The 22353-nt window shown below is 65.7% G+C and carries 19 protein-coding genes and 1 tRNA gene; 10 read left to right on the plus strand and 10 right to left on the minus strand.

All coding sequences use genetic code 11. The annotated features are described in order from the left end of the window. The first annotated feature begins 106 nt into the window (after positions 1 to 106). Positions 107 to 2470, plus strand: coding sequence for a putative bifunctional diguanylate cyclase/phosphodiesterase (locus K3A84_RS09755; protein WP_225009151.1), 2364 nt, complete (start codon positions 107 to 109; stop codon positions 2468 to 2470). A gap of 132 nt (positions 2471 to 2602) precedes the next feature. On the opposite strand, the gene K3A84_RS09760 is transcribed toward K3A84_RS09755, so the two are convergent. From K3A84_RS09760 to K3A84_RS09790, 7 genes are read right to left on the minus strand one after another with little or no spacing between them, the layout of a single operon-like run. Beyond that, positions 2603 to 3850, minus strand: coding sequence for an NAD(P)/FAD-dependent oxidoreductase (locus tag K3A84_RS09760; RefSeq protein ID WP_225009152.1), 1248 nt, complete (start codon positions 3848 to 3850; stop codon positions 2603 to 2605). Continuing rightward, positions 3847 to 5409 carry an AMP-binding protein gene (locus tag K3A84_RS09765; RefSeq protein WP_225009153.1) on the minus strand — a complete coding sequence of 521 codons (1563 nt, stop codon included), beginning with the start codon at positions 5407 to 5409 and terminating at the stop codon, positions 3847 to 3849. The genes K3A84_RS09760 and K3A84_RS09765 overlap by 4 nt, the downstream gene beginning before the upstream one ends. After that, complete coding sequence (locus tag K3A84_RS09770; protein ID WP_225009154.1) at positions 5406 to 6299, minus strand: SDR family NAD(P)-dependent oxidoreductase; 894 nt, start codon at positions 6297 to 6299, stop codon at positions 5406 to 5408. Before K3A84_RS09770 ends, K3A84_RS09765 begins: the two co-directional genes overlap by 4 nt. Next, positions 6296 to 7444 (minus strand): thiolase family protein, encoded by a 1149-nt coding sequence (locus K3A84_RS09775; RefSeq protein ID WP_225009155.1) that lies wholly within the window; start codon positions 7442 to 7444, stop codon positions 6296 to 6298. The genes K3A84_RS09770 and K3A84_RS09775 overlap by 4 nt, the downstream gene beginning before the upstream one ends. Then, positions 7441 to 7845 (minus strand): Zn-ribbon domain-containing OB-fold protein, encoded by a 405-nt coding sequence (locus K3A84_RS09780; RefSeq protein ID WP_225009156.1) that lies wholly within the window; start codon positions 7843 to 7845, stop codon positions 7441 to 7443. The genes K3A84_RS09775 and K3A84_RS09780 overlap by 4 nt, the downstream gene beginning before the upstream one ends. Further along, positions 7842 to 8699 (minus strand): SDR family NAD(P)-dependent oxidoreductase, encoded by an 858-nt coding sequence (locus tag K3A84_RS09785; RefSeq protein ID WP_225009157.1) that lies wholly within the window; start codon positions 8697 to 8699, stop codon positions 7842 to 7844. The genes K3A84_RS09780 and K3A84_RS09785 overlap by 4 nt, the downstream gene beginning before the upstream one ends. Beyond that, complete coding sequence (locus tag K3A84_RS09790) at positions 8696 to 10714, minus strand: oxidoreductase (RefSeq protein WP_225009158.1); 2019 nt, start codon at positions 10712 to 10714, stop codon at positions 8696 to 8698. Before K3A84_RS09790 ends, K3A84_RS09785 begins: the two co-directional genes overlap by 4 nt. Positions 10715 to 10808: 94 nt before the next feature. On the opposite strand from K3A84_RS09790, the gene K3A84_RS09795 reads away from it, so the two are divergent. The 3 genes from K3A84_RS09795 to K3A84_RS09805 all read left to right on the plus strand — a co-directional run bounded on the left by K3A84_RS09795 (position 10809) and on the right by K3A84_RS09805 (position 14195). Further along, positions 10809 to 11477: a TetR family transcriptional regulator gene (locus tag K3A84_RS09795; RefSeq protein WP_225009159.1), complete on the plus strand. Its 669-nt coding sequence runs from the start codon at positions 10809 to 10811 to the stop codon at positions 11475 to 11477. A gap of 92 nt (positions 11478 to 11569) precedes the next feature. After that, positions 11570 to 11722, plus strand: coding sequence for a hypothetical protein (locus K3A84_RS09800; protein ID WP_225009160.1), 153 nt, complete (start codon positions 11570 to 11572; stop codon positions 11720 to 11722). Between the two features lie 199 nt (positions 11723 to 11921). Beyond that, entirely contained in the window at positions 11922 to 14195 is a 2274-nt protein-coding gene (locus K3A84_RS09805; RefSeq protein WP_225009161.1) for a hypothetical protein, read from the plus strand. A 34-nt stretch (positions 14196 to 14229) separates the two neighbouring features. Here the strand turns inward: K3A84_RS09805 and K3A84_RS09810 are convergent. After that, positions 14230 to 14304: transfer RNA gene (locus tag K3A84_RS09810), tRNA-Gln, on the minus strand. 125 nt (positions 14305 to 14429) lie between these two features. Beyond that, positions 14430 to 15287: a glutathione-dependent disulfide-bond oxidoreductase gene (gene yghU / locus K3A84_RS09815; RefSeq protein WP_225009162.1), complete on the minus strand. Its 858-nt coding sequence runs from the start codon at positions 15285 to 15287 to the stop codon at positions 14430 to 14432. 97 nt (positions 15288 to 15384) lie between these two features. On the opposite strand from yghU, the gene K3A84_RS09820 reads away from it, so the two are divergent. Continuing rightward, a complete protein-coding gene (locus K3A84_RS09820; protein WP_225009163.1) occupies positions 15385 to 16422 on the plus strand; it encodes a DNA topoisomerase IB in 1038 nt (345 codons plus the stop codon). On the opposite strand, the gene K3A84_RS09825 is transcribed toward K3A84_RS09820, so the two are convergent. Then, on the minus strand, positions 16419 to 17090 hold the full coding sequence (locus K3A84_RS09825; protein ID WP_225009164.1) for an HAD-IA family hydrolase: 672 nt from the start codon (positions 17088 to 17090) through the stop codon (positions 16419 to 16421). The two genes, K3A84_RS09820 and K3A84_RS09825, sit on opposite strands and share 4 nt — an antisense overlap. Positions 17091 to 17152: 62 nt before the next feature. Here K3A84_RS09825 and glmU point away from each other — a divergent pair, with 62 nt between their 5' ends. The 5 genes from glmU (at position 17153) to K3A84_RS09850 (ending at position 22301) form a co-directional block, all read left to right on the plus strand. After that, positions 17153 to 18532, plus strand: coding sequence for a bifunctional UDP-N-acetylglucosamine diphosphorylase/glucosamine-1-phosphate N-acetyltransferase GlmU (glmU, locus tag K3A84_RS09830; RefSeq protein ID WP_404823136.1), 1380 nt, complete (start codon positions 17153 to 17155; stop codon positions 18530 to 18532). Between the two features lie 59 nt (positions 18533 to 18591). Next, on the plus strand, positions 18592 to 18846 hold the full coding sequence (locus tag K3A84_RS09835) for a ribbon-helix-helix protein, CopG family (RefSeq protein WP_225009165.1): 255 nt from the start codon (positions 18592 to 18594) through the stop codon (positions 18844 to 18846). Between the two features lie 2 nt (positions 18847 to 18848). Next, the gene (locus K3A84_RS09840; RefSeq protein ID WP_225009166.1) at positions 18849 to 19214 is read left to right on the plus strand and encodes a type II toxin-antitoxin system VapC family toxin; all 366 of its coding nucleotides are present in this window, start codon (positions 18849 to 18851) and stop codon (positions 19212 to 19214) included. 19 nt (positions 19215 to 19233) lie between these two features. Next, the gene (gene glmS, locus K3A84_RS09845; RefSeq protein WP_225009167.1) at positions 19234 to 21057 is read left to right on the plus strand and encodes a glutamine--fructose-6-phosphate transaminase (isomerizing); all 1824 of its coding nucleotides are present in this window, start codon (positions 19234 to 19236) and stop codon (positions 21055 to 21057) included. A gap of 593 nt (positions 21058 to 21650) precedes the next feature. Continuing rightward, positions 21651 to 22301 carry a sugar transferase gene (locus K3A84_RS09850; RefSeq protein ID WP_225009168.1) on the plus strand — a complete coding sequence of 217 codons (651 nt, stop codon included), beginning with the start codon at positions 21651 to 21653 and terminating at the stop codon, positions 22299 to 22301. Positions 22302 to 22353: the final 52 nt, after the last annotated feature.

The following is a 22353-nucleotide window of genomic DNA, read 5'->3' on the forward strand; positions in this document are numbered from 1 at the left end:
AGACGCAAGCAAGGTTCTGATTTTCCCCGGGTTGGATGAAATCCGGGGCGGTCAGAACCGGGCTTGCTTACGATTGCGCAAGGATTTTGCGCTAGGCCCTGCCATCGTGAGCAGGACCATAGACACCAGCGCCAATGCGCTCCCGCGCAAGCTGCCGGCCCTGGCTGTGCTGGGCCTGTCGGAGCCGGACGACGGCGACTGGGGGCGGTTGCGCGGCCTGCAATATTCCAGCCTTGCCCGCCTGACGCCGGCCCGGATGGTTGCGCATGGCCTTGCCGCTCTGCTGGCGGTGCAGGCGCTGGCGGGTGCGGTGCACATGGCGTTCCTGCTCGGGTGGGTGGCGCTGCTGTTCGGCGTGCTGATCTACGGCGCGCGGTTCGATCGCAGTCTCGAAGACGCCGATCGCCGCCGCATGACGCAACAGGAAATCCACCACCAGACCATCAGCACCGTTGCCGCAGCCTTCGCGTGGGTCGTGCCGATGCTGGCCTTCTCGCCGTTCGGCAGCGAGACGCAGCGGTTGCTGTTGTGGTCGATCATGGCGCTGCTGATGACGGGCACCTCGGTCGCCTTTGCCGCCGTGCCGCTGGGGACGGTGCTGTTCTGTTCGATTCTGGGGATTGCCGGGGTCGGCACCTTCGCCTTCGTGGGCGACTATGTTGCCGCTGCCGTGGCGCTGACCTTTTCGATCGTGGTGTCGATCGGCAGCCTGGAGGCGGCGCGCACGTTCCTTGGTGGCAAAGTTGCCGAAGCCGGGGTCGCCGAAAAGAGCGAGGTCGTCTCGCTGCTGCTACGCGAGTTCGAGGAAGGCGAGGCCGACTGGCTGTGGCAGGTCGACGGCGCGCGCCGCGTGCGCTCGGTCTCCCCCCGTTTCGCCTTCGCGCTCGGGCAGGATCCCGAGGACGTCCAGGGCATGCCGCTGATCCAGCTGATTGCGGGCCCTTCGTGGGAAAGCGGTCATTTCCACTCCTCGCTCCACGACCTGGCCGAAAAGCTCAAGCGGCGCGAAAGCTTCTCGAACCTGCTGGTGCGCGTCACGCTGCACGGCCAGCATCGCTGGTGGGAGCTTTCTGCCTCGCCCAAGGTGGATGACAACGGTAGCTTCACCGGCTTTCGTGGCGTCGGCTCGGACGTGACCGAACAGCGAGAAAGCGCGGAAAAGATCGCCTATCTCGCGCGCTACGACACGCTGACCGGCCTGCCCAACCGCATGATGCTGACCGAGACGCTGGGCGCGGCGATGACAGCGGCGGACCAGTGGCGCACGCGCTGTGGATTCCTGATGATCGACCTCGATCGCTTCAAGGCGGTCAACGATACGCTTGGCCATCACGTCGGCGACCAGTTGCTGGCGATGGTTTCGGAACGGCTCAAGGCGCTGATGACCGACAACGAGCTGTGCGGCAGGCTCGGCGGCGACGAGTTCGCCATCGTCATCCGCGATGCGTCGGACACCGAGCGCAACCACGCCGTGGCGCAGGCGGTGATCTACACGCTGTCGCAGCCCTACGAGGTCGACCACCACACGCTCTACGTCGGCGCCAGCGTGGGCTCTGCCATCGGCCCGCGCGATGGCGCGACGGTGGAGACCTTGATGCGCAACGCCGATCTTGCGCTCTATCGGGCCAAGGACGAAGGTGGCGGGCAGCATTGCACCTATGAGCCTTCGCTCCACGCCCATGCCGAGGAGCGCCGCCAGCTTGAGTTCTCGCTGCGCCGCGCGCTCGAACGGGGCGAGATGACGCTGCACTATCAGCCGGTCGTTGACGCGACGAGCGAGCAGATCCTGAGCTTCGAGGCGCTGCTGCGCTGGAACAGCGCGGAGCACGGCTTTGTCAGCCCCGCCAAGTTCATCCCGCTGGCCGAGGACACCCGCCTGATCGTGCCGATCGGCGAATGGGTGCTGCGGACCGCCTGCCACGAGGCCATGCACTGGCCCGCCCACGTCAAGGTCGCGGTCAACGTTTCGGGCGAGCAGTTGCTCGATCCCTATTTCGCCGAAGTGGTCGTCAGCGCGCTGGCGCAGAGCGGGTTGCCGCCGCATCGGCTGGAGATCGAAGTGACCGAAAGCGTGTTCGTGCGCGATGGCACCGCCGCGCAGGCCACGCTCGAACGGATCATCTCGCTCGGCTGCGGCGTCGCGCTCGACGATTTCGGAACGGGCTATTCCTCGCTCGGCTACCTGCGCAAGATGCGCTTTTCGACCATCAAGGTCGATCGCAGCTTCGTGCAGGGCGCGGCGCGCAACAATGCCGAAAGCCTTGCCATCGTGCGCGCGGTGGTAGCGATGGCCGACAGCCTCGAAATGTCCACCACGGCAGAGGGCGTCGAGACCGAGGTCGAGCTGGAAACCATCCGGCGGCTGGGTTGCAAGAAGATCCAGGGCTATTTCTTCGGTCGCCCGATGGCCGCGACCGACGCGCGCGGTCTGTTCCACCAGGTTGCGCTGCGCGCCCGCGGCGCCGCCTGAGCATCGTCGCCACGAAAAGGGGCGACCGCTCCCTCAAGCAGCCGCCCCACCCGAGCCGCACTGGACAAGCGGCCGTGGTTCGATCCGGCCGTGCTCGTCCCTCAACGGCGCGACCGGAACGTCTGGTAATGCTCAAGCAAAAGCGGGCGTCTCTCCCAGCACGCGCGCAGCGTGAGCTGTCGTGAAGACCTCGGGCGGCACGATGTCCGGCCCGCCAAGAACGGCGGCGGCGTGCATCCCCACGGTCGGGTCGGCAGCGCTCAATTCGTGATAGCGATGGCGGCGCGCCTTCGCTGTTTCGCCGAACTCCATGTCGAGCGTTGCCTGGATATGTGCGGTGAAGCGCAGGCGGCGCATGCGCTCGCGGCGTTCTTCCTCGTAGGGGCGGAAATCCGGCGTTGCGCCGCTGGCGGTGTCCTTCAGGATGTCGGTCACCGTGCGTACGTCGCGATAGGTGATCGACTGGCCGAGACCCAGGATCGGGTCGTTCCAGCCCGCCGCATCGCCCACCAGCACGCCACCCGGCGCGTAGGGCACGTCCACGATCGAACAGTTGTTGTAATAGGCGTAGAGCGGCCCGGCAGGCCTGCCTTTGGCGATCGCCTCGTTGCCCGGTGCGCTCTTCATGCGGAAGGCGGCGAGGAACTTGTCCGCGCCATCAGCCCCGGCAAAGCGCTTGGCCTGATCGAGCGCCCATCCGCCATAGACGCGCACCCGCGTGCCGCCCTGCGGGAAGGCGAGGAAGGCAAAGTCATCCTCGGTGCCGATGGCCTGACGACGTTGGTCCCATGCATGCACTTCATCAACAAGCAGCCCGGCGAACCAGTGGTGCGGCTTGTCCTGCAGCAGCGTCCGTTCGGCCACGCGCCGCACCATCGACTGGCGCCCTTCCGCGCCCACTACCAGCGGCGCATGCGCCGTATGCTCAACGCTGCCATGGACGTACGTGACTGACGGCTCGGCCCCAAGCCGCACCTCCCTGACCTCGACACCGCGCAAGGTCGTCGCGCCATCCTGTCCGGCCTTGTCGAACAGCGTCTGGCAATGCACCGGGTGGCGCAGGCACAGCGGGCCGGCGACATCGGCGGCAAAGATGCCAAGGTCGATGGCGTGCGCTTCGGCTTCGGCCGGCGCCAGCGTTTCGTCATAAGTGACGTGGCTGGTCAGGTGATGCCCGCCCGCCGCCATCAGCGTGTCGTAGAGGCCCATGCGCTTCACTTCAGTCACGCCCCAGGGCGCGATCCATTCGCCGCGCACGCGATCTTCATAGACCGTGGACTTTTCGAGCAGCAGCACGTCGCGCCCGGCGCGCGCCATGACCGAGGCGAGTGCCGATCCGGCAAGGCCACCGCCGACGACAATCAGGTCATGGCGGCTCATGATGCCGCCACCGTGGCATAGGCGGCGCGCAGGGCCTTCTTGTCGGGCTTGCCCACGGCGGTCTGCGGGATCGCGTCGATGAACACCACGCGCTTGGGCGCCTGCACCGGCCCCTTGTGTTCGCGCACCAGTGCGATCAGCTCGCCGTCCTCCACGCTCTGGCCGGGGCGCAGCACGCAGGCCGCCCACACCGCTTCGCCCCACTTTTCATCGGCAATGCCGAACACCGACACTTGCGCCACGGCAGGGTGCTGGGCGATCACGTTTTCGACTTCGCTGGGGAAGACGTTGAAGCCGCCAGTGACGATCATGTCCTTCTTGCGGTCGACGATGCGCAGGAAGCCGTCGGGGTCCTTCACCGCCACGTCGCCGGTATGCAGCCAGCCGCCGCTCAGCGTCTCGCGGTTCTGCTCCTCGCGGTCGAGGTAGCCGTCCATCACCAGCGGCCCGCGCACGCAGATCTCGCCAGGCTCGCCATCCGCCACGGGCTGGTTGTCATCGCCCAGCAGCGCCACGTCGACGTAAGGCACCGGACGCCCGCACGAGGCGAGGCGCTGCGGATTGTCGGGATCGTGCTCGCTGCGGCGCAGGACGCTGACCGTCATTGGCGCTTCGGCCTGCCCGTAGAACTGGAAGAACACCTTGCCCAGCCGCTCGATGCCTTCCTTCAGCCGCGCCGGGCTCATCAGCGAGGCGCCGTAGAAGATCGTTTCGAGGCTGGAGAGGTCGTATTTGTCGAAATCGGGATGGTCGAGCAGGGCATAGATCATTGTCGGCACCAGCATGGTGCAGGTGATCTTGTATTTCTCGATCGCGGCCAGCACGGCGCCCGGCTCGAATGCGGGCAGCACCACCATCGTGCCGTGCTTGAGCAGCATCGGACCGAACAGCGACCCGCCCGCATGGCTGAGGGGCACGACCGCGAGCACGCGCGGTTCGATCGGCCATTCCCACTCGCTCATCATGATCGACAGTGCGGTGCTGCCGGTGCGCGGGTTTCCCGGGATCGCCTTGGGCTTGCCGGTGGTGCCGCCCGAATAGGACAGGCGGGTGATCGTGCCCGGGTCCATGACGGGGGGCACGAGCGGGCCGGGCGTATACTGGCGGGCGAGCGCGAGCAGGTCCTGGCCGCTTTCGCCGTGGCCCAGCGACAGCACGACCTTGAGCCGGGTGGTGCGCGCTACCAGTTCGGCGGCGCGCCGCTCGAACTTCTTCGGATCGTAGAGCAGCACTTCGACGTTCGCGTCCTCGATCGCGAACAGATGGTCGTCGGCCGAGCCCATCGGGTGCATGGCGACAAGGCAGCCTCCGGCATAGCCGATGGCGTTGTGCAGCAGCAGCACTTCGACCGAATTGCCCGCCAGCAGCGCGATGCGCGTGCCGTTGCCGATGCCCGCCGCGATCAGCGCCTGCGTGATCTGGCTGGTGGTGTCGAGGATCTGGCCTCCGGTCCAGGCAGTCTCACCGGCGACTTCGACCAGAGGCTTGTTGCGATCGCGTTCCAGCGCGTTGAGGACGGCGTTGACCGGATAAAGCGAGGGGTGGAGAAATTCGGTCATTGGGCGGCCTCCTTCATGCCTTCGAGCAGCGGGGCGATAAGGTTGGGATACCAGTTCTGCGCGGTGGCGCGGCCAAGCGCGATGCCTTGCGCGATGGCCTGAGAGCCTTCATCGGTGAAGTTCGGCAGAACGTAGAGATCGCCGTTCTGAACCGCGCCATAGACCAGCCGGACCAGCTCGGATCGCGGCAAGCCATTGTCGACCGCCTCGCGCATCGAGGCTTCGACCGCGGCCAGCACCGGGTTGTCGAGCCGGTGCGCCACTTCGCCTTCCAGCGCTCCGCTGGTCTTTTCGGGGAACATGATCTTTGACTGAACTACGCCCGGCATGACTACCGTGACGCCGATGTTCGGCACCCCTTGCGTCTGCAGGTCGAGCCACAGCGCTTCGTTGAGCGCGAGCACCGCGTGTTTGGTCATCGAATAGGAGCAGAAGCCGGGATTGACCGTGATCCCCGCGCCCGACGAAACCGTCACTACGTGGCACTCGTCCCCTTGCGCGATCATGCGCGGCACGAACGCCTTGATGCCGTGGATCACCGAGCGTTGGTTGACGCCGATCACCCATTCGTACTGTTCAAGGCTGACTTCCCACGTCACGCCTGCCGCAAACACGCCTGCGTTGTTGATCAGCACGTTGACCCTGCCGAAGCGGTCGACGGCGGCCTGCGCGAGCGCCTCGACATCCTCGTACTTCGCAACGTCGCCCTTGATGCCCAGCACCTCGCCTTTGGCCGAAAGGCTGGCGACGGCATCGGCCAGCGTGTCCTCGCGAATGTCCGAGATCACGACCTTGGCCCCGCGATCGAGCGCGCCTTCTGCCAGCGCATAGCCGATGCCCGATGCGCCGCCCGTGATGACGACGACCTTGTCCTTGAAATCCTGCATCATGCCTTCTCCAGCACGTGGATGGCGCAGGCGGTGCCCATGCCGGGACCGCCGCCGACGACGTGGGTAAGCCCGATCTTCGCGCCTTCGACCTGCCGCGCGCCCGCCGTGCCGCGCAGGTGGGTGGCGACTTCGTAGATGTTGGCGATGCCGGTGGCCCCCAAGGGATGGCCCTTCGACAGCAGCCCGCCCGAAACGTTGACCGGGACCTTGCCGCCCAGTGCCGTCACGCCATCGTCGATCAGCCGGCCGGCCTCGCCATCGGCGCAGAGGCCGAGGTTTTCGTAATGCACCAGTTCCGCCGTGGCGAAGCAGTCGTGCAGTTCGACGAGGTTGACGTCCTCCGGCCCGATGCCTGCGCGCTCATAGGCCATCTTCGCAGCGAGGCGCGTCGCCCCGCTGAAATCGGGCATGGCCATCTGCCGTTCGGCAAAGGGATTGCTGCTCATTTCCGACGCGCGCACGCGCACCGCGCGGTCCATCAGGCCCATCTGGCGGACCTTGGCCTCCGACATCAGCACGGCGGCGGCCGAGCCATCGACGTTGACTGAACACATCAGCTTGGTGTTGGGGTACGCGATCATCTCCGCGCCCATCACTTCCTCGAGCGGCGTTTCCTTGCGGTACATCGACTTGGGGTTGAGCGTGGAGTGGTGGTGGTTCTTGACCGACACCTTGGCGAACTGTTCAAACGTCGTACCGTACTGGCGCGCGTGCTCGATGCCGATCTGTGCGAACATCGCGGGCATGGTATACGATCCGACGAGGCCCTCGGGCGAAGGCCCGCCGCCGGTGCCGCCGAGCAGGCCCTTGCCCATCTGTTCGACGCCGACGGCCAGCACGGTGTCGTACATCCCCGCCTTGATCGACATCCACGCATCGCGGAACGCGGTCGCGCCGGTGGCACAGGCATTGGCGACGTTGACGACGGGAATGCCCGTCTGGCCGATTTCGGCCAGCATCCGCTGGCCCACCATGCCGTTGGCCTGCCCCAGATTGCCGCAGTACAAAGCCTGCATGTCGCGGATCGAAAGCCCCGCGTCATCGAGCGCCAGCAGCGCGGCTTCGGCGGCAAGGCCGGGGACGGTGCGATCGGGGAAGCGACCGAACCGGATCATGTCGATGCCGACAACGTAGACGTCGCTCATGCCGCTGCTCCTTGCGCGGGGACGAACAGGTAGGTGAGGTAGGGCTTGTCCGCGCCCGCGGGCACCGCCTCGCGGAACACCATGCGCACGGGCATGTCCGCGCTCACCGCTTGCGGATCGACATCTACCAGCGTGCCCTTGATGTGCGCGCCATCGTCGAGATCGACGATCACGTCGACGAACGGGGTGGCGACACCGGGGAAGCTGCGATGTACCACGGTCCAGGCCCAGACCTTGCCGGTTTCGGCCAGATGGACAGGTTCCATCGCATCGCGGGCGGTGCACTTGGCGCAGACTTCGCGCGGGCCGACATAAACGTGGCCGCATTGCGTGCATCGGCTGCCCGCCACATAGGGCTTGCCGTCGTTCGGTTGGATGATCGGCAGCAGGGGCTCGCTCATGCGGCGTCCTCCGGGGTGGGGGCGTGCGGGGCCATGGCGACGTGGATCGGCAGCAGCGCCTCCGGGTTCCACGAAATGCGCTGGCCCACGGTGATGCCGCCATCGACGACAAGGTGCGTGCCGGTGACGAACGAGGCGTCCTCGCTGGCGAGGAACACAGCGGCGCCCGCGATGTCGGCAGGTGCGCCCGCGCGGCGGATCGGCTGCATCTGTCCTGCGCTTTCCACCAGCGCCGCGGTCATCTGGTCGGCGGCGGCGCGTTCGAGGCCGATCGACATGCCGAAGATCGGCGTCACGATCACGCCGGGGCAGATCGCGTTGACGCGGATGTTGTGCACCGCAAGGTCAGCCGCAGACAGCTTCGACAAGTGCAGCACGCCCGCCTTGGCGACGCCATAGGCAAGGCCCCAGCCCGCCTCGAACGCCGCGATCGAGGCGATGTTGACCACCGCCCCGCCACCGCGCGCGATCATCAGCGGGGCGGCGTGCTTGGTGCCCAGCATCGGCGCGCGCAGCAGCAGGGCCTGCGTCCAGTCCCAGCCCTCGGCCGTGGTGTCGAGCGAGCCGGTCGGCGGCCCGCCCGCGCCCGCGTTGTTGATCAGGATATCGAGCCCGCCGAACTCGGAGGCCGCCGCCGCGCAGGCTGCGGCGATGTCTGCTTCCTGCGTCACGTCGCAGTGGCGATAGGCAACCTTGCCGCCAAAGCGCGCTTCGAGGTTCGCGCCCTTTTCATCCTGCACGTCCGCCGCCAGCACTTTCGCGCCTTCGGCCACGAAACGTTCGACGATGCCAAGGCCGATGCCCGAGCATCCGCCGGTGACGAGGGCGACCTTGCCCTGAAGTCGCCCGCTCACTTGACGGTCCTCGACAGGTAGGCCGCTTCGTGGATCGCGTTGGCATACGATCGCGGTGTGCGCGCATCGCCGACGACGTGGACGGTGATCGGCTTGCCCATGAACGCGCGTTCGAGACTGTTATCCTTCTCGCGGCCCGAGCAGATCACGATCGTGTCGGCCTCGATCCGCACTTCGCCATCGGTCCCGGTGAACACCGCCGCGCCACCCTCGATCCGGGAGAGCGCAAGGCCCGGCTCCGCTGTCAGCCCTGCATAGGCCATCATGCCCATGATCGCCCACACGCGCGATCCGATGTAGTTGGCCGGCGCATAGGCGGGACCCGCCTCCACCAACCGAACGTCATGCCCGCGCAGCTTGTAGTCGACGGCCAGTTCCGCGCCTTCGGCCGCGCCCACCACGACCACGCGCTTGCCGATGGCAGGCGGATTATCACGGCGCATGGCCTCGTCGATACGCAGGGCAAGGCCACTGGCGCGGGCCTCTGCAAGGCCGGGCACTTCGATCGCGATGGGCTTGGCGCCCGTGGCGATCACTACCACGTCGGGTTCTTCGGCAAGGATCTCGGCTACGCCCGCATCAACCCCCAGCCGCACGTCGACCGACGACTTCTCGATCATCTTGCGGTGGTAGTTGGGCTGGTAGCGCAGCATCTCCATGTTGGGCAGGCCCGGATAGTTGCCCGCCCAGTCCATCGCGCCGCCCAGCGTGCTGCCCTTTTCGAACAGGATCACGTTATGGCCGATCTCGTCGGCGGTGAGGGCATATTCCATGCCGCCCGATCCGCCGCCTACCACCACGATCGTCTTGGGCTGGTTGGTGGGAATGATGCGGTATTCATCCTCGCGCCCGAACACCGGGTTCTGAGCAGACCCTGCCCAGCCCTTGCCGAAGATATTGCCCTGCAGCAGAGACGCCCCGGTGTGGGTCGAAAGACGGATCTCGTCCTCGCGGCCCTGCATCATCTTGTTGGGGAAATCGGGATCGTCGAGCGACAGGCGGCACACGCCCGCAAAGTCCGCGCCCGCTTCTTCCACCATGGTGTGCAGATGCGCAGGGGTGATCAGGTTGGCCGATCCGATCAGCGGCATGTCGATGCCACGCTTCTGCAATTCGGCGCGCAGGGTCTGGATGTTGTCCTTGTTGACGACCTTGGGCGTGTAGAACGAAGGGCCGATGAACTCGGTCGAATGGATGTCGGCGCGGCGGCTGGGCGCGCCCAGCATCGAACCGAACGTGCAGTCGAGCGCCGCGATGCCCAGCGCGTGGAGGCGCGGCGCATAGTGCTCGGCGAAGTATTCGATGTCGTAGCCGCCTTCGAGGTTTTCATCGCAGCACAGGCGCGGGATCAGCGGGAAGTCCTTGCCGCATAGTTCCTGCGTGCGCTGGATGATCGCCTCGCACATGTAGAAGCGGTCGGCGTACTTGTCGGTGCGGCCCTGGTTCGCCAGTAGCGACAGGTTGGTGTGCGGCAGCGAGCCGTGGCAGAAGTGGAACGAGAGGAAGTCGAAGCCTGCTTCCTTGGCGCGGCGCCCGGCCTGCGCGAAGCTCTCCACGATGTCGTCATAGACTTCGGTGGGGACGACACCGCTTTCGGCATTGCCGATCACGTACTTGTTGCTCGGCCCCCATGCGACCGTGCCCGGAATCCAGCCCTTGCCGGGTTCGAGCGGAATCGTGGTGCCAAGACCGGGGATCAACCCGCCGTAGAACAGCTGGATGCCCGCCAGCGAGCCGTTGTTCTTGATCTCGGCCACCGTGTCGCGGAACTCGATGACATAGTCCTCGTCATACAGGCCGAGCATCCGTTCGTTGATCAGGCCATCGCGCCGCACGCAGGTCGCGCCCACGATCACCGCCGCATAGCCGCCCTTGGCCAGCGAGCCATAAGCCGCGGCGAGACGGCGCGTGGCGTAGCCCTGCGGGTCCGACATGTTGAGCGTCGTCGGTACGTGGATCAGGCGGTTCTTGAACGTGAGCCCCTTCGCTTCGAAGGGCTCGAACAGCTTGCTCATGGTCATCCTTTCCCGGTGCCGCCTTTTGGTCTAGCGGTCGTTCACAACGCTAAGTCATATGACTTAATTGAACGATTAACTACAGGCGGGCGCAGTGCAAGTCAATTCACTCCCGGCGGTCGAGGAAAGCGAAAGCGACACCTCTCGCCTGCTGCTCAAGACGGCCCGCAAGTTGTTTGCGGAGCGCGGAATCCGGGCTGTTACGGTGCGCGAGATCGCGCGTGAGGCAGGCCAGCGCAACCAGGGCGCGGTCGCCTATCACTTCGGCACCAAGGACGCGCTGGTCGAACGCATCCTCGTCGACGGGGCACAGCGAATCGAGGCGCGCCGCCACGCCTACCTGGCCGTGCTGGAAGCCGATGGGGGGCCGCGCACCGTACGCGAGGCGGTCGCCGCGATCGTCGTGCCCTCGGTCATGTTCGCCGACGAGGACGCAGAGCACGGTTCGTACTTCAATCGCTTCCTGATGCGGCTGGCGCTCTACGATCCGGGGCTGATCGATCGCACGCTCGCGGGGCGCTACAACGCGGGCTACCAGCGCTGCCTTACCCACTTGCGCCGCCTGCTGGCCGACCTGCCGCGCGAAGCGCAAAGCCGCCGCTTCGGCTTTTTCGGCAGCTATATTTCCGCCCTGCTGGCCGAGCGCGAGGCGGTGCTGGCCGAAGGCCCGCAGGAGCGCCGTCGCTGGCGTTCGGACAAGGCGCTGGACGATCTGATCGCCACCGCCGCAGCGCTGCTGGAGGCAGGCTTGACCGAACGGTGATCCCGCGAACGAGGGATTTGGCATTTGGTCTGAATGGGTAGAGACTGCTCCGGCGGCGGTGACGTGAATCCTCCCGCGGCAGGGGACATGGAATGTTCGGACGATTGTGGTGCCTGCTCAACCGCCACGCGCCCAAGCGCAGCGCGGTGCAATGGGATGGCGATGTATTTGTGGGCCATTGTCGTCATTGCGAACAGCCTATCCAGCGCGTGCGCCACGGCCACTGGGTTGCGCGCGAAGGCTGACGTTGCCGATGTCGTGACATTTTGCACAGGCATTGTGCCTGACTTATCAGTATTCTCCGCAGCAAAGCGTTAGGAACTGCGAGAGGGTACTGGGATGGCAACGTATCATTTCAATGACTTGGGGCCAGATCCACTGACAACGTTCGATCCGGCACATGATGTGATCGCGTTCGATTCGACAGGTATTTCGGCTGCGTCCGTGCAGTTGAATTTCCTTGGTGGCGATCTTTTCGTGATCAGCCGAGGCTATGGCGTCGGAATCAAGCGCATTGCGCCGGGTGATTTGTCGGATGGTTCGTTCACGTTCGCCGATGGTTCGAAAATGCTGCTCGGCGCCAGATCCTTCAGCGACGTTCTCGATTCCTGGGGGCGCTCCTACGATCTCACCGGCGCATCCGGGTCCGATCAGGTCTGGGGTCTCGGGGGAGCGGACATCGTACTGGCCGGTGCCGGCAACGATTATCTGGTAGGCAATGCCGCGCTGACCAGGATCAACCATGTTTCGCGCAATGGCGGCACCGGCTCGCCCGAGGCCAGCTATCGCCCCACGGTGAGCCATGACGGGCGGCTGGTGGCGTTCGAGGGCGACTGGACCGGGTTCAAGACGAAGGGCTATGAAGGCATCATCGTCAAGAACATGGATACCGGCGCGCTGTCGAACGAGCATCGCAGCGCCTTGGGCGTACCCGGAGGATCGGGCGCGGGATCGCCGGTGCTGTCGGCTGACGGGCGCTTCGTCGCCTTCTCCAGTGCATCGTCCAACCTCCTAGGCGAGCCTTACAGCGGCGCGCTTTATGACATCTATGTCGCCAGCACGACCGGCAGCAGGATCGTGCGCGTGTCCACTGCGAGCGACGGCACGCTGGCGGCCGACGGGCGCGCGCTCAACCCCGACCTGTCCGCCAATGGCCGCTACGTCACCTTCGAAAGCACGTCTTCGAACCTCGTCGCCGGCGGATCGACCGCGCAGACCGACGTGTTCCTCAAGGACACCGTCACCGGCACGACAACGCGCCTGTCCACCAGTCTGTCGGGTAGTGATGGCAATGGCGAAAGCATCAACGCGCACATCGCGGCCAACGGCAAGATGGCGGTGTTCCAGAGCGATGCCAGCAACCTCGTCGACAACGACGCCAACGGATATTCCGACATCTTCGTATGGGATGCGGCCAGCGGCGCGGTGCGAAACGTGACCAAGGATCTGGTCGCCGTGTCCAGTCCGAACAACGGTGCGTTCAACCCCGACATAGCGGTGACCGCGGACGGCGACACGATCGTGGTGTTCGAAACGGGGCGCAGTCTCGTCGCGGCGGACGACCACAATTCGTCCGACATATATGCGCTGAACGTCACCCGAGGGACGATCCAGCTCGTGTCGGCGCGGGCCGATGGGACCGGCGTAGGCGCGTCGAGCTACGACGCTTCGATCTCCGACGACGGGCGCTGGGTAGTCTTCACCAGCGGGTCGGACAGCCTCGTCGCCGACGACAACAATGGCTACGCCGATGTCTTCGTCAAGGATCTCGTCACCGGCGAGATCGGGCTGGTCTCGCGTGCGGCCAACGGGAAGGTCGGCAACCAGGCGAGTGGCCACGCCGCGATTTCGGCAGGCGGCGACTTCATCGTCTTCGAAAGCGGCGCGACCAACTTTGCCAGCACTGATGGCAATGGCGGGTTCTCCGATGTGTTCCGGGTCTCCAACCCGCTGCTCAAGGACAAGCTTGTCGGTGGCGCGGGGAATGACACTTACGTGCTCGATCGCGCTGACACGGTGGTCGAGGAGGTGGGCGGCGGCAGCGACCTGATCCGCGCATCGTTCAGCTACACGCTCGGCGCCAACGTCGAGAATTTGCAGTTGACGGGCACTGCCGCGATCAACGGCAAAGGCAACGAACTTGGCAATGGCATCTATGGCAACGAGGCCAACAACGTACTCGACGGCGCCGCCGGGGGCGATCTTTTGCGCGGTGCAGGCGGCGATGATCGCCTGCGTGGCGGCGCGGGGGCGGACCGGCTTGTCGGGGGCAGCGGCAACGACGTGCTGACCGGGGGAACCGGCGCGGACACGTTCTTCCTGGACAGCCGCATCGGTTCGGACCTGATCACCGATTTTGTCTCCGGCACCGACAAGATCCGGTCGGCGCTGGCGATCGGCGATGGCGACTCGGTGATCGAAAATGCTGCGGTGCGCGATGCGGCGGGCGGTTTTGCCGGCGCCGCCGAACTGGTGATCTTCACCAAGGACGCCAGCGGCCTGTCCCTCGCCGACGCGGTGGCGACCATCGGCTCGGCCAGCGGCGCGATCGCGACCGGCCAGACCCGGCTCTATGCGATCGACAATGGCCACGACAGCGCGGTCTACCTGTTCAAGTCGGCGGATGGCGATGCCGTGGTGTCGGCCAGCGAACTGACGCTGCTGGTCACGATGACGGGAACGCCATCGACCGCGCTGGCGGACTACGCGCTGCTGTAAAAGCGGCAGGAGCGATCCTGCGGGCTGGGCCTGCTGGCTGGGGCGGCAGGATTCGAACCTGCGAATGCCGGTACCAAAAACCGGTGCCTTACCACTTGGCGACGCCCCAGCAGGAGGCGCGCTTATAGCGAGGCCTGCCGGATTGAAAAGAGGGGCGCGCAGGCTTTCCGCAAGGTTGCCTTGCCTGCGCGCTCGGGGTGCATCGGGGTGGGCTCTGGTGCGCTTAGGTGTCGTTCAGGACGCCTTGGGGGCATCGAAATCGGCGGCGGAATGGCGCTCGGGAATGCCGCGCTGGATGTTGTTCACCAGCCGCCCGCGCTGCGCGCCCGGCCGAGCGTCGATCTCGCGCACCCAGCGCCCCACGTTCTCGTATTCGTGCATCGACAGGAACGTTGCCGCATCGCCATAGGCTTGCCCGTTGTAGAGCATGCCGAACCAGGCATAGGTCGCGATATCGGCGATGGTGTAATCCTCGCCCGCCAGGAACCGGCTCTCGCCCAGGCGCCTGTCGGCCACGGAGAACAGCCGCTTGGTCTCCATGGCGTAGCGGTTGATGGGGTATTCCATCTTGAACGGCGCATAGGCGTAGAAGTGCCCGAAACCTCCGCCGATGAAGGGCGCAGATCCCATCTGCCAGAACAGCCACGACAGGCACTCGGCGCGGCCCTGAGCATCGGTGGGGATGAAGCGGCCGAACTTTTCGGCAAGGTGCAGCAGCATGGCGCCCGATTCGAACAGGCGGATCGGTTCGGGACCGCTGCGATCGACCATCGCCGGGATCTTGGAATTGGGGTTCACGTCGACGAAGCCGGTCGTGAACTGGTCGCCTTCGAAGATCTTGATCAGCCAGGCATCGTATTCAGCCTCGGCAACGCCCGCTTCGAGCAGTTCCTCGAGCATGATCGTCACCTTCTGCCCGTTGGGCGTGCCCAGCGAATAGAGCTGGAAGGGGTGTTCGCCGACCGGCAGTTCGGCTTCACGGATCGGGCCTGCGATCGGGCGGTTGAGGTTGGCGAACACGCCGCCGTTGGGCTGATCCCAGGTCCAGACCTTGGGCGGAACGTAATCTTCGGGCTTCGGCTGATCGGACATCGGATGGGATCCTTGATCGAACGCGGGGCGCGTCCCCGTGCGGGGCAGGTGGGTGGCTGGGGCAGGAACCGCAAGGGGGCTATCCCGTTCGCCGGATATGACCAGCAAACCCCAAGCGCTGCAATTCGGCAAGACCCGGCTGGTCTATGTCGATGATTCGCTGCCCGGCATCCATCGCCGCCGCTGCGGCAAGGGCTGGGCCTATCGCGACGCCGAAGGCCGAAGTGTGACCGACCGGGCCGAGATCGACCGGCTGAACGCCATCGGCCTGCCGCCTGCCTATCAGGACGCATGGTTCTGCCCCGCGCCCAACGGCCACATCCTGGCCACCGGGATCGATGCCAAGGGGCGCAAGCAGTACCGTTATCATCCGGAATTCCGCACCGTGCGCGAAGGCGAGAAATTCGACGGCTGCGCCCGCTTCGGCCACCTGCTGCCGCTGGTGCGCAAGCGGGTGGAGGACGATCTGTCCAGCCCCGGTCTTACGCGCGAACGATGCATCGCCTCGGTGGTGCGCCTGCTCGATACCGGCGGCATCCGCATCGGCAACGAGGCCTATGCGCGGGCGAACGAAAGCTTTGGCGCGACCACGCTGCGGATGCACCACGCCGCCATCGCGGGGAAGGTGTTGCGGCTGCGGTTCAAGGCCAAATCGGGCAAGCTTCGCGAGATGAACATCTCCGACCGGAGCCTCGTCCGCTTCGTTCGCAAGGTGCAGGATCTTCCCGGCCAGCATCTGTTCCAGTACCTCGACGAACACGGTGAGGCCTGCCCGGTGGGGTCCGCCGACGTGAACGCCTACTTGCGCGAGACGATGGGCGAAGACTTCACCGCCAAGCATTTCCGCACATGGCACGCGAGCGCGCTTGGCTTCGAATTGCTGGCCGACGCGCGAGAGAAGGTGCCGCTCAAGTCTCTGCTGCTGGAGGTATCCGAGCGGCTGGGCAACACGCCAGCCATTGCGCGCAAGTCCTATGTCCACCCTGCCGTGCTGGGGCTGGTGCCGGAACAGGAGGAATGGCGCGCGGACTTGAGGCTGCCGCGCGCCACGCGCTGGCTTTCGCGCGCCGAACGCGGCCTTGTTGCCTTGCTGGAAGAAGGCCCGCGCGCAGTGGAATTGTTGCGGGCGGGTTAGCCCAGGCGCTGCAACACCGGTACCAGTTCGTCGAAGTGGTCGATCACCGCATCGGCCCCCAGTTCGTCGGGCGGCAGATCCCAGAAGCCGAAGCGGCAGGCCACGACGGGCAACTGCGCCGCGCGGGCCGCGCCCACGTCGAAGGTGGTGTCGCCCACGAAGGCCGCACTGGTGCCGTTGCAGCGACGGACCATTTCGTGGAGCATGTCCGGCGCGGGCTTGGCGCGGCCGGGGCCGAGCGTGTCGCCACCGATCACGCAAGTGAAACGCTGGGTCAGGCCGAGCGCATCGAACAGGCGCAGCGCCATATCCTCGCGCTTGTTGGTGGCAACGGCGATCTTCACGCCGTGCGCATCGAGCGCGTCGAGCATGGCCTCGCCGCCCGGGAACAGGCGGGAATGGACCGCAATGTTCTGGCCGTAATAGTCCAGCAGGCTGGCTTGCAGCGCGGGGAAGGCGGCTTCGTCCACGCCGCCGCTTGCCAGCAGGGCATTGCGCAGCATCTGCGCTGCCCCACCGCCGATGTACTGGCGCACGCTGTCGAGAGCGACCGGCGCGCGACCGGCAAGAGCGAGCGCATGGTTGAGCGCTTTGCCGAGGTCCCAGGCGGTGTCGAGCAGCGTGCCGTCGAGGTCGAAGCCGACCACGTCGAATGGAAATTTGGTCATGTTGGACGCAACTGCCGCCGCGTTCTGGAAACTGCAAGCAAATGCTGGCAATAGCCCCACCCATGACCACTGCCATGACCGACCCCGCCTCTCCGCTCGCTATCGTCGTCCTTGCCGCAGGCAAGGGCACCCGCATGAAAAGCGACCTGCACAAGGTGCTGCACCCGATCGCCGGGCGGCCGATGCTGATGCACCTGCTGGCGAGCGCGGCCGAGCTTGCGCCGCAGCATCAGGTGGTCGTGGCTGGCCACGGGCGCGACCAGCTTGAAAAGGCGCTGGCGGGCGCGGCGACGATCGCGGTGCAGGACCCGCAGTTGGGTACGGGGCATGCGGTGCAGCAGGCAGAAGCCGCGCTCGCCGGTTTCGAAGGCGACGTGCTGATCCTCTATGGCGACGTGCCCTTCGTGCGTGCCGAAACCATGCGCGCGATGCTTGAACGGCTGCATGGGGCTGACAATCCGGCGGTCGTGGTGCTGGGCTTCGAACCGGCGGACACGCTGCAATATGGCCGCGTCATCGCGCAGAATGGCGTTGTGGCCAAGATGGTCGAGCACAAGGACGCCAGCGAGGCCGAGCGCGCCTGCCGTCTATGCAATTCCGGGCTGATGGCGGTTCGTGGCAGCGAACTGTTCGGCCTGTTGGCACGCGTCGGCAATGACAACGCGCAGGGCGAATATTACCTGACCGACATCGTCAACGTGGCCAATGGCGACGGGCGCGTCTGCGCGGTGGTCGTGACCGACGACGCCGACGAGGTGATGGGCATCAACAGCCGCGGCGAACTCGCGATTGCCGAGGCGCGCTGGCAGGACAAGCGCCGCGCCGCCGCGATGGCCGATGGCGCCACGCTGGTCGCGCCCGAAACGGTCTGGTTCGCGTGGGATACCAAGGTCGGTCGCGACGTGACGATCGAACAGAACGTGGTGTTCGGCCCCGGCGTGACCGTGGCCGACAAGGTGGTGATCCACGCCTTCAGCCACATCGAGGGCGGATCCTTGCACGAAGGCGTCTCGGTCGGCCCCTTCGCGCGCATCCGTCCCGGCTCGGTGCTGGAAGAGGGCAGCCGCATCGGCAACTTCGTGGAGATGAAGGCCACCAGGCTGGGCAAGGGGGCCAAGGCCAACCACCTGACCTACCTCGGCGATGCCGACGTGGGCGAGAGCGCCAACATCGGGGCAGGGACCATCACCTGCAACTACGACGGCTATTTCAAGCACAAGACGGTGATCGGCGCGCGCGCGTTCATCGGCTCGAATTCGTCGCTGATCGCCCCGATCAAGATCGGCGCGGACGCCATCGTCGCGGCGGGCAGCGCGGTTTCGCGCGATGTCTCGGACGGCGAGCTGCGGCTGGTCCGTGCCGAACAGCTGATCAAGCCGGGCTGGGCCGACCAGTTCCACGACGCGATGAAGAAGAAGAAGGCCGACAAGGCGAAGGGGTGATCAGGGTTGACGGGGTGATCAGGGTTGACGATATCACGATATGATATCATGATATCGTCATGACTCGCATCCTCGCCGATCTTCCGGATGAAGATATCAAGTGGCTCGATGCGCGCGCGGCCGAGCAGGGCAAGTCTCGTGCCTCGCTGGTGCGCGAGGCGGTGGCGAGCTTTCGCGCCTTGAGTCCTGCATCGGGCAGCAAGGACTGGATCGAGCGCGGCGCCGGGTACTGGAAGCGCCGCCCTGACATTCGCGATGGCGTGGACTACCAGCGGGCCATCCGCGAGGATCGTCGCCCCCATGACGAGCCCTGACCGTGTCGGACCCTTTCTTCGATACCAATATTCTGGCCGACTGGCTGATGGGCCGGCCGCAGGCGGCGGCGGAACTGTCCCGCTATGCCCGGCATCGCATCAGCCGGATCGCCTGGGCCGAGGTGTTGGCGGGCGAGCCGCTGGAGACCCGCGACCATGTCCGCGAATTAATCGCTCCGTTCGAAATCGTTGAGGTGGACGGACGTATAGCGCTGACGGCGTCGGACATTCGCCATCGTACCCGCATGAAGTTGCTCGACGCGCTGATCCTGGCGACCGCGCAGGTCAACGGGGCGATCCTGGTGACCAGAAATATCAAGGACTTCCCGGCAGCGATGCCGGGTATCCGCGTACCTTATACCCTCTAAGCGAAGGCTTGTTGCTCCCATGTGCGGAATCATCGGAATCGTCGGCAAGGAAGACGTCGCGGACCGGCTCGTCGACGGCCTGCGCCGGATGGAATATCGCGGCTATGACAGCGCGGGGATCTGCACGGTCGTGGACGGAGCGCTGGTCCGCCGCCGTGCTGAGGGCAAGCTCAACAATCTCGTGCTCGAACTGGCGCGCAATCCCGCCTCTGGCACTATCGGCATCGCGCACACCCGCTGGGCGACGCACGGCGCGCCGACCACCAGCAACGCGCACCCGCACGCGACCGGCGAAGTGGCGCTGGTCCACAACGGCATCATCGAGAACTTCCGCCCCTTGCGCGAGGCGCTGATCGCGCGCGGACGCAAGTTCGAAAGCGAGACCGATACCGAAGTGGTGGCGCACCTCGTGTCCGAACAGGTGGAAGCGGGCTTGTCGCCGCAGGATGCGGTCAAGGCGGTGCTGCCGCAGTTGCGCGGGGCCTTTGCGTTGGCCATCGCGTTTCGCCAGCATGGCGACCTGCTGATCGGCGCGCGGCTCGGCTCGCCACTGGTGGTGGGCTATGGGGAAGGGGAGACCTATCTCGGTTCCGACGCGCTGGCGCTGGCGCCGCTGACGCAGCGCATCACCTATCTCGAAGAAGGCGACTGGGTGGTCATCACCCGTGAGGGCGCGCAGATCTTCGATGCGGACAACCAGCCGGTCAGCCGCGCCATCGTGGCCTCGGGCGCGACCGCGGCGGCGATCGAGAAGGGCGATTATCGCCACTTCATGCAGAAGGAGATATTCGAGCAGCCAACCGTGGTGGCGCAGACGCTGCGCAGCTACTTGCGCCGCGTCGACCAGTCGGTGGCGCTGCCGCAGATCGATTTCGATCTGTCGAAGATCAACCGCGTGACCATCGTCGCCTGCGGCACGAGCTATTACGCCGGCATGGTCGCCAAGTACTGGTTCGAACAGTTCGCGCGCCTGCCGGTCGATATCGATGTGGCGAGCGAGTTCCGCTATCGCGATCCGGTGCTGGAGCCAGGCGGCCTTGCGCTGTTCATCTCGCAGAGCGGGGAGACCGCGGACACCCTTGCCGCGCTGCGCCACTGCAAGGCGGCGGGCCAGACGATTGCGGTGGTGGTCAACGTCCCCACGAGTTCGATGGCGCGCGAGGCGGACCTGCTGCTGCCGACGCACGCGGGGCCGGAGATCGGCGTCGCCTCGACCAAGGCGTTCACCTGCCAGCTTGCCGTGCTGGCCGCGCTCGCCGCACACCTTGCGGTCAAGCGCGGGCGTCTGAGCCGGGCCGAGGAGGCCGATCTGGTCGACCAGCTGGTCGAGACGCCCGCCGCGCTCAATGCCGCGCTGGCGCATGACAGCGAGATCGCGGCGATGGCGCACCTGATCGCGCCGGCCCGCGACGTGCTCTACCTCGGGCGCGGGCCGGACTATCCGCTGGCGCTGGAAGGCGCGCTGAAGCTCAAGGAAATCAGCTACATCCACGCCGAAGGCTATGCCAGCGGCGAGATGAAGCACGGGCCGATCGCGCTGATCGACGAGGCTGTGCCGGTGATCGTGCTGGCGCCTTCCGGCCCGCTGTTCGAAAAGACCGTCAGCAACATGCAGGAAGTGCGCGCGCGCGGCGGCAAGGTGGTGCTGATCTCGGACGCCGAAGGGATCGCCGAGGCCGGGGAGGGGTGCCTTGCCACGATCGAGATGCCAAAGGTCCATCCGCTGATCGCGCCGCTGGTCTATGCCGTGCCGGTGCAGTTGCTGGCCTACCATGTCGCGGTGGCCAAGGGGACCGACGTCGACCAACCGCGCAACCTTGCCAAGAGCGTGACGGTTGAGTGACTAATCGCAGTGTTGCATTAACCAACCATCGATAGGGCTGGGCTGCCCCTTCTGGACCGCCGCAAGCGATTGGCGCAGGCCGTTTAAACGGGGTCGGACCTGGTTTTTGCCGCAATCCGGTGCAGCCTCAGCTGCGCCGGAATGGCGTGGAGTGGCGAATCAACGCAGCCGTCTGCGTGTCGCCGTTCTCCCCCCGCGCCGGCCGAAGCGACGGAATGAGCGCCATTGCCCTTCGTATTCATGCCGAGGGTGCGAAAAACCCCATCGCAAGGGCATCGGTGCGACGGAATATATCTGAACAGAATCCGATAGAAAGCTCCAGCGCGGTCGCAGTTGACGCCTTGGTCATGGTGCGCTGCACAACAATTGGGTTGACGGCTCCCCCCAAGTTCCGCGAAGTTGCGGCGTCGGAATGAAACACGTCCGAAAAAGGGGGATATCTGCAGCTTATGACGGTTAACTTCACGAAAGTTAATGGCGTCACCGACGTAAAGCTACGTGGCGACGACGTTGTCTCGCCGCGTCTCTTTCGCCGTCGCAGCAAGGGGCTGCATGGCGGCGACGCTTTCCGTCGAGCCGAACTGCAGTCCCCCGTGGCTGTTGCACCCCCGCCTTCTCCGGCTGCCGGTCTCGTGTCCGAATGGCTGCACCGTGCGTTCGACATCGCCGTGTCGCTAGCCGCGATCATTGCCCTGCTGCCGCTGTTTCCGGTGCTGGCGCTGCTGATCAAGGTTACCAGCCCCGGCCCGGTGCTGTTCAAGCAGATGCGCGTCGGTCGCAATGGCGTACTCTTTCCCTGCCTCAAGTTCCGCTCGATGGTGACCAACTCGCAGGAAGTACTGGAAAGGCTGCTGGCGAACGATGCCGAGGCCCGTTCGGAATGGGCCCGTGACCAGAAACTGCGGCACGATCCGCGCATCACGTGGATCGGCAATTTCCTGCGCCGCAGCAGCCTCGATGAACTGCCGCAGTTGTTCAATATCCTTGCCGGGCAGATGAGCATCGTCGGGCCGCGGCCCATCCTGCCGACCGAAGTGGTCCGCTACGGCTCGCGCATCGCCGACTATTGCGGCGTCCGCCCAGGCCTCACCGGACTGTGGCAGGTCAATGGTCGCAACGATCTGCCCTATCCTACGCGGGTCCGCCTCGATGCGTTCTATTCCTTCCGCAAGAGCGTGATCTACGACTTCGGAATCTGCCTGCGGACTATTCCGGCCTTGCTCGGTCGCAAGGGCAGCTACTGACGCGGGTTCGTACCGGCGGTAATTCCGATCGATTTGGCAATGGTATGCTAAC

Origin of the sequence: Novosphingobium percolationis (genome assembly GCF_020179425.1) — a bacterium.
Lineage (GTDB): Bacteria > Pseudomonadota > Alphaproteobacteria > Sphingomonadales > Sphingomonadaceae > Novosphingobium > Novosphingobium percolationis.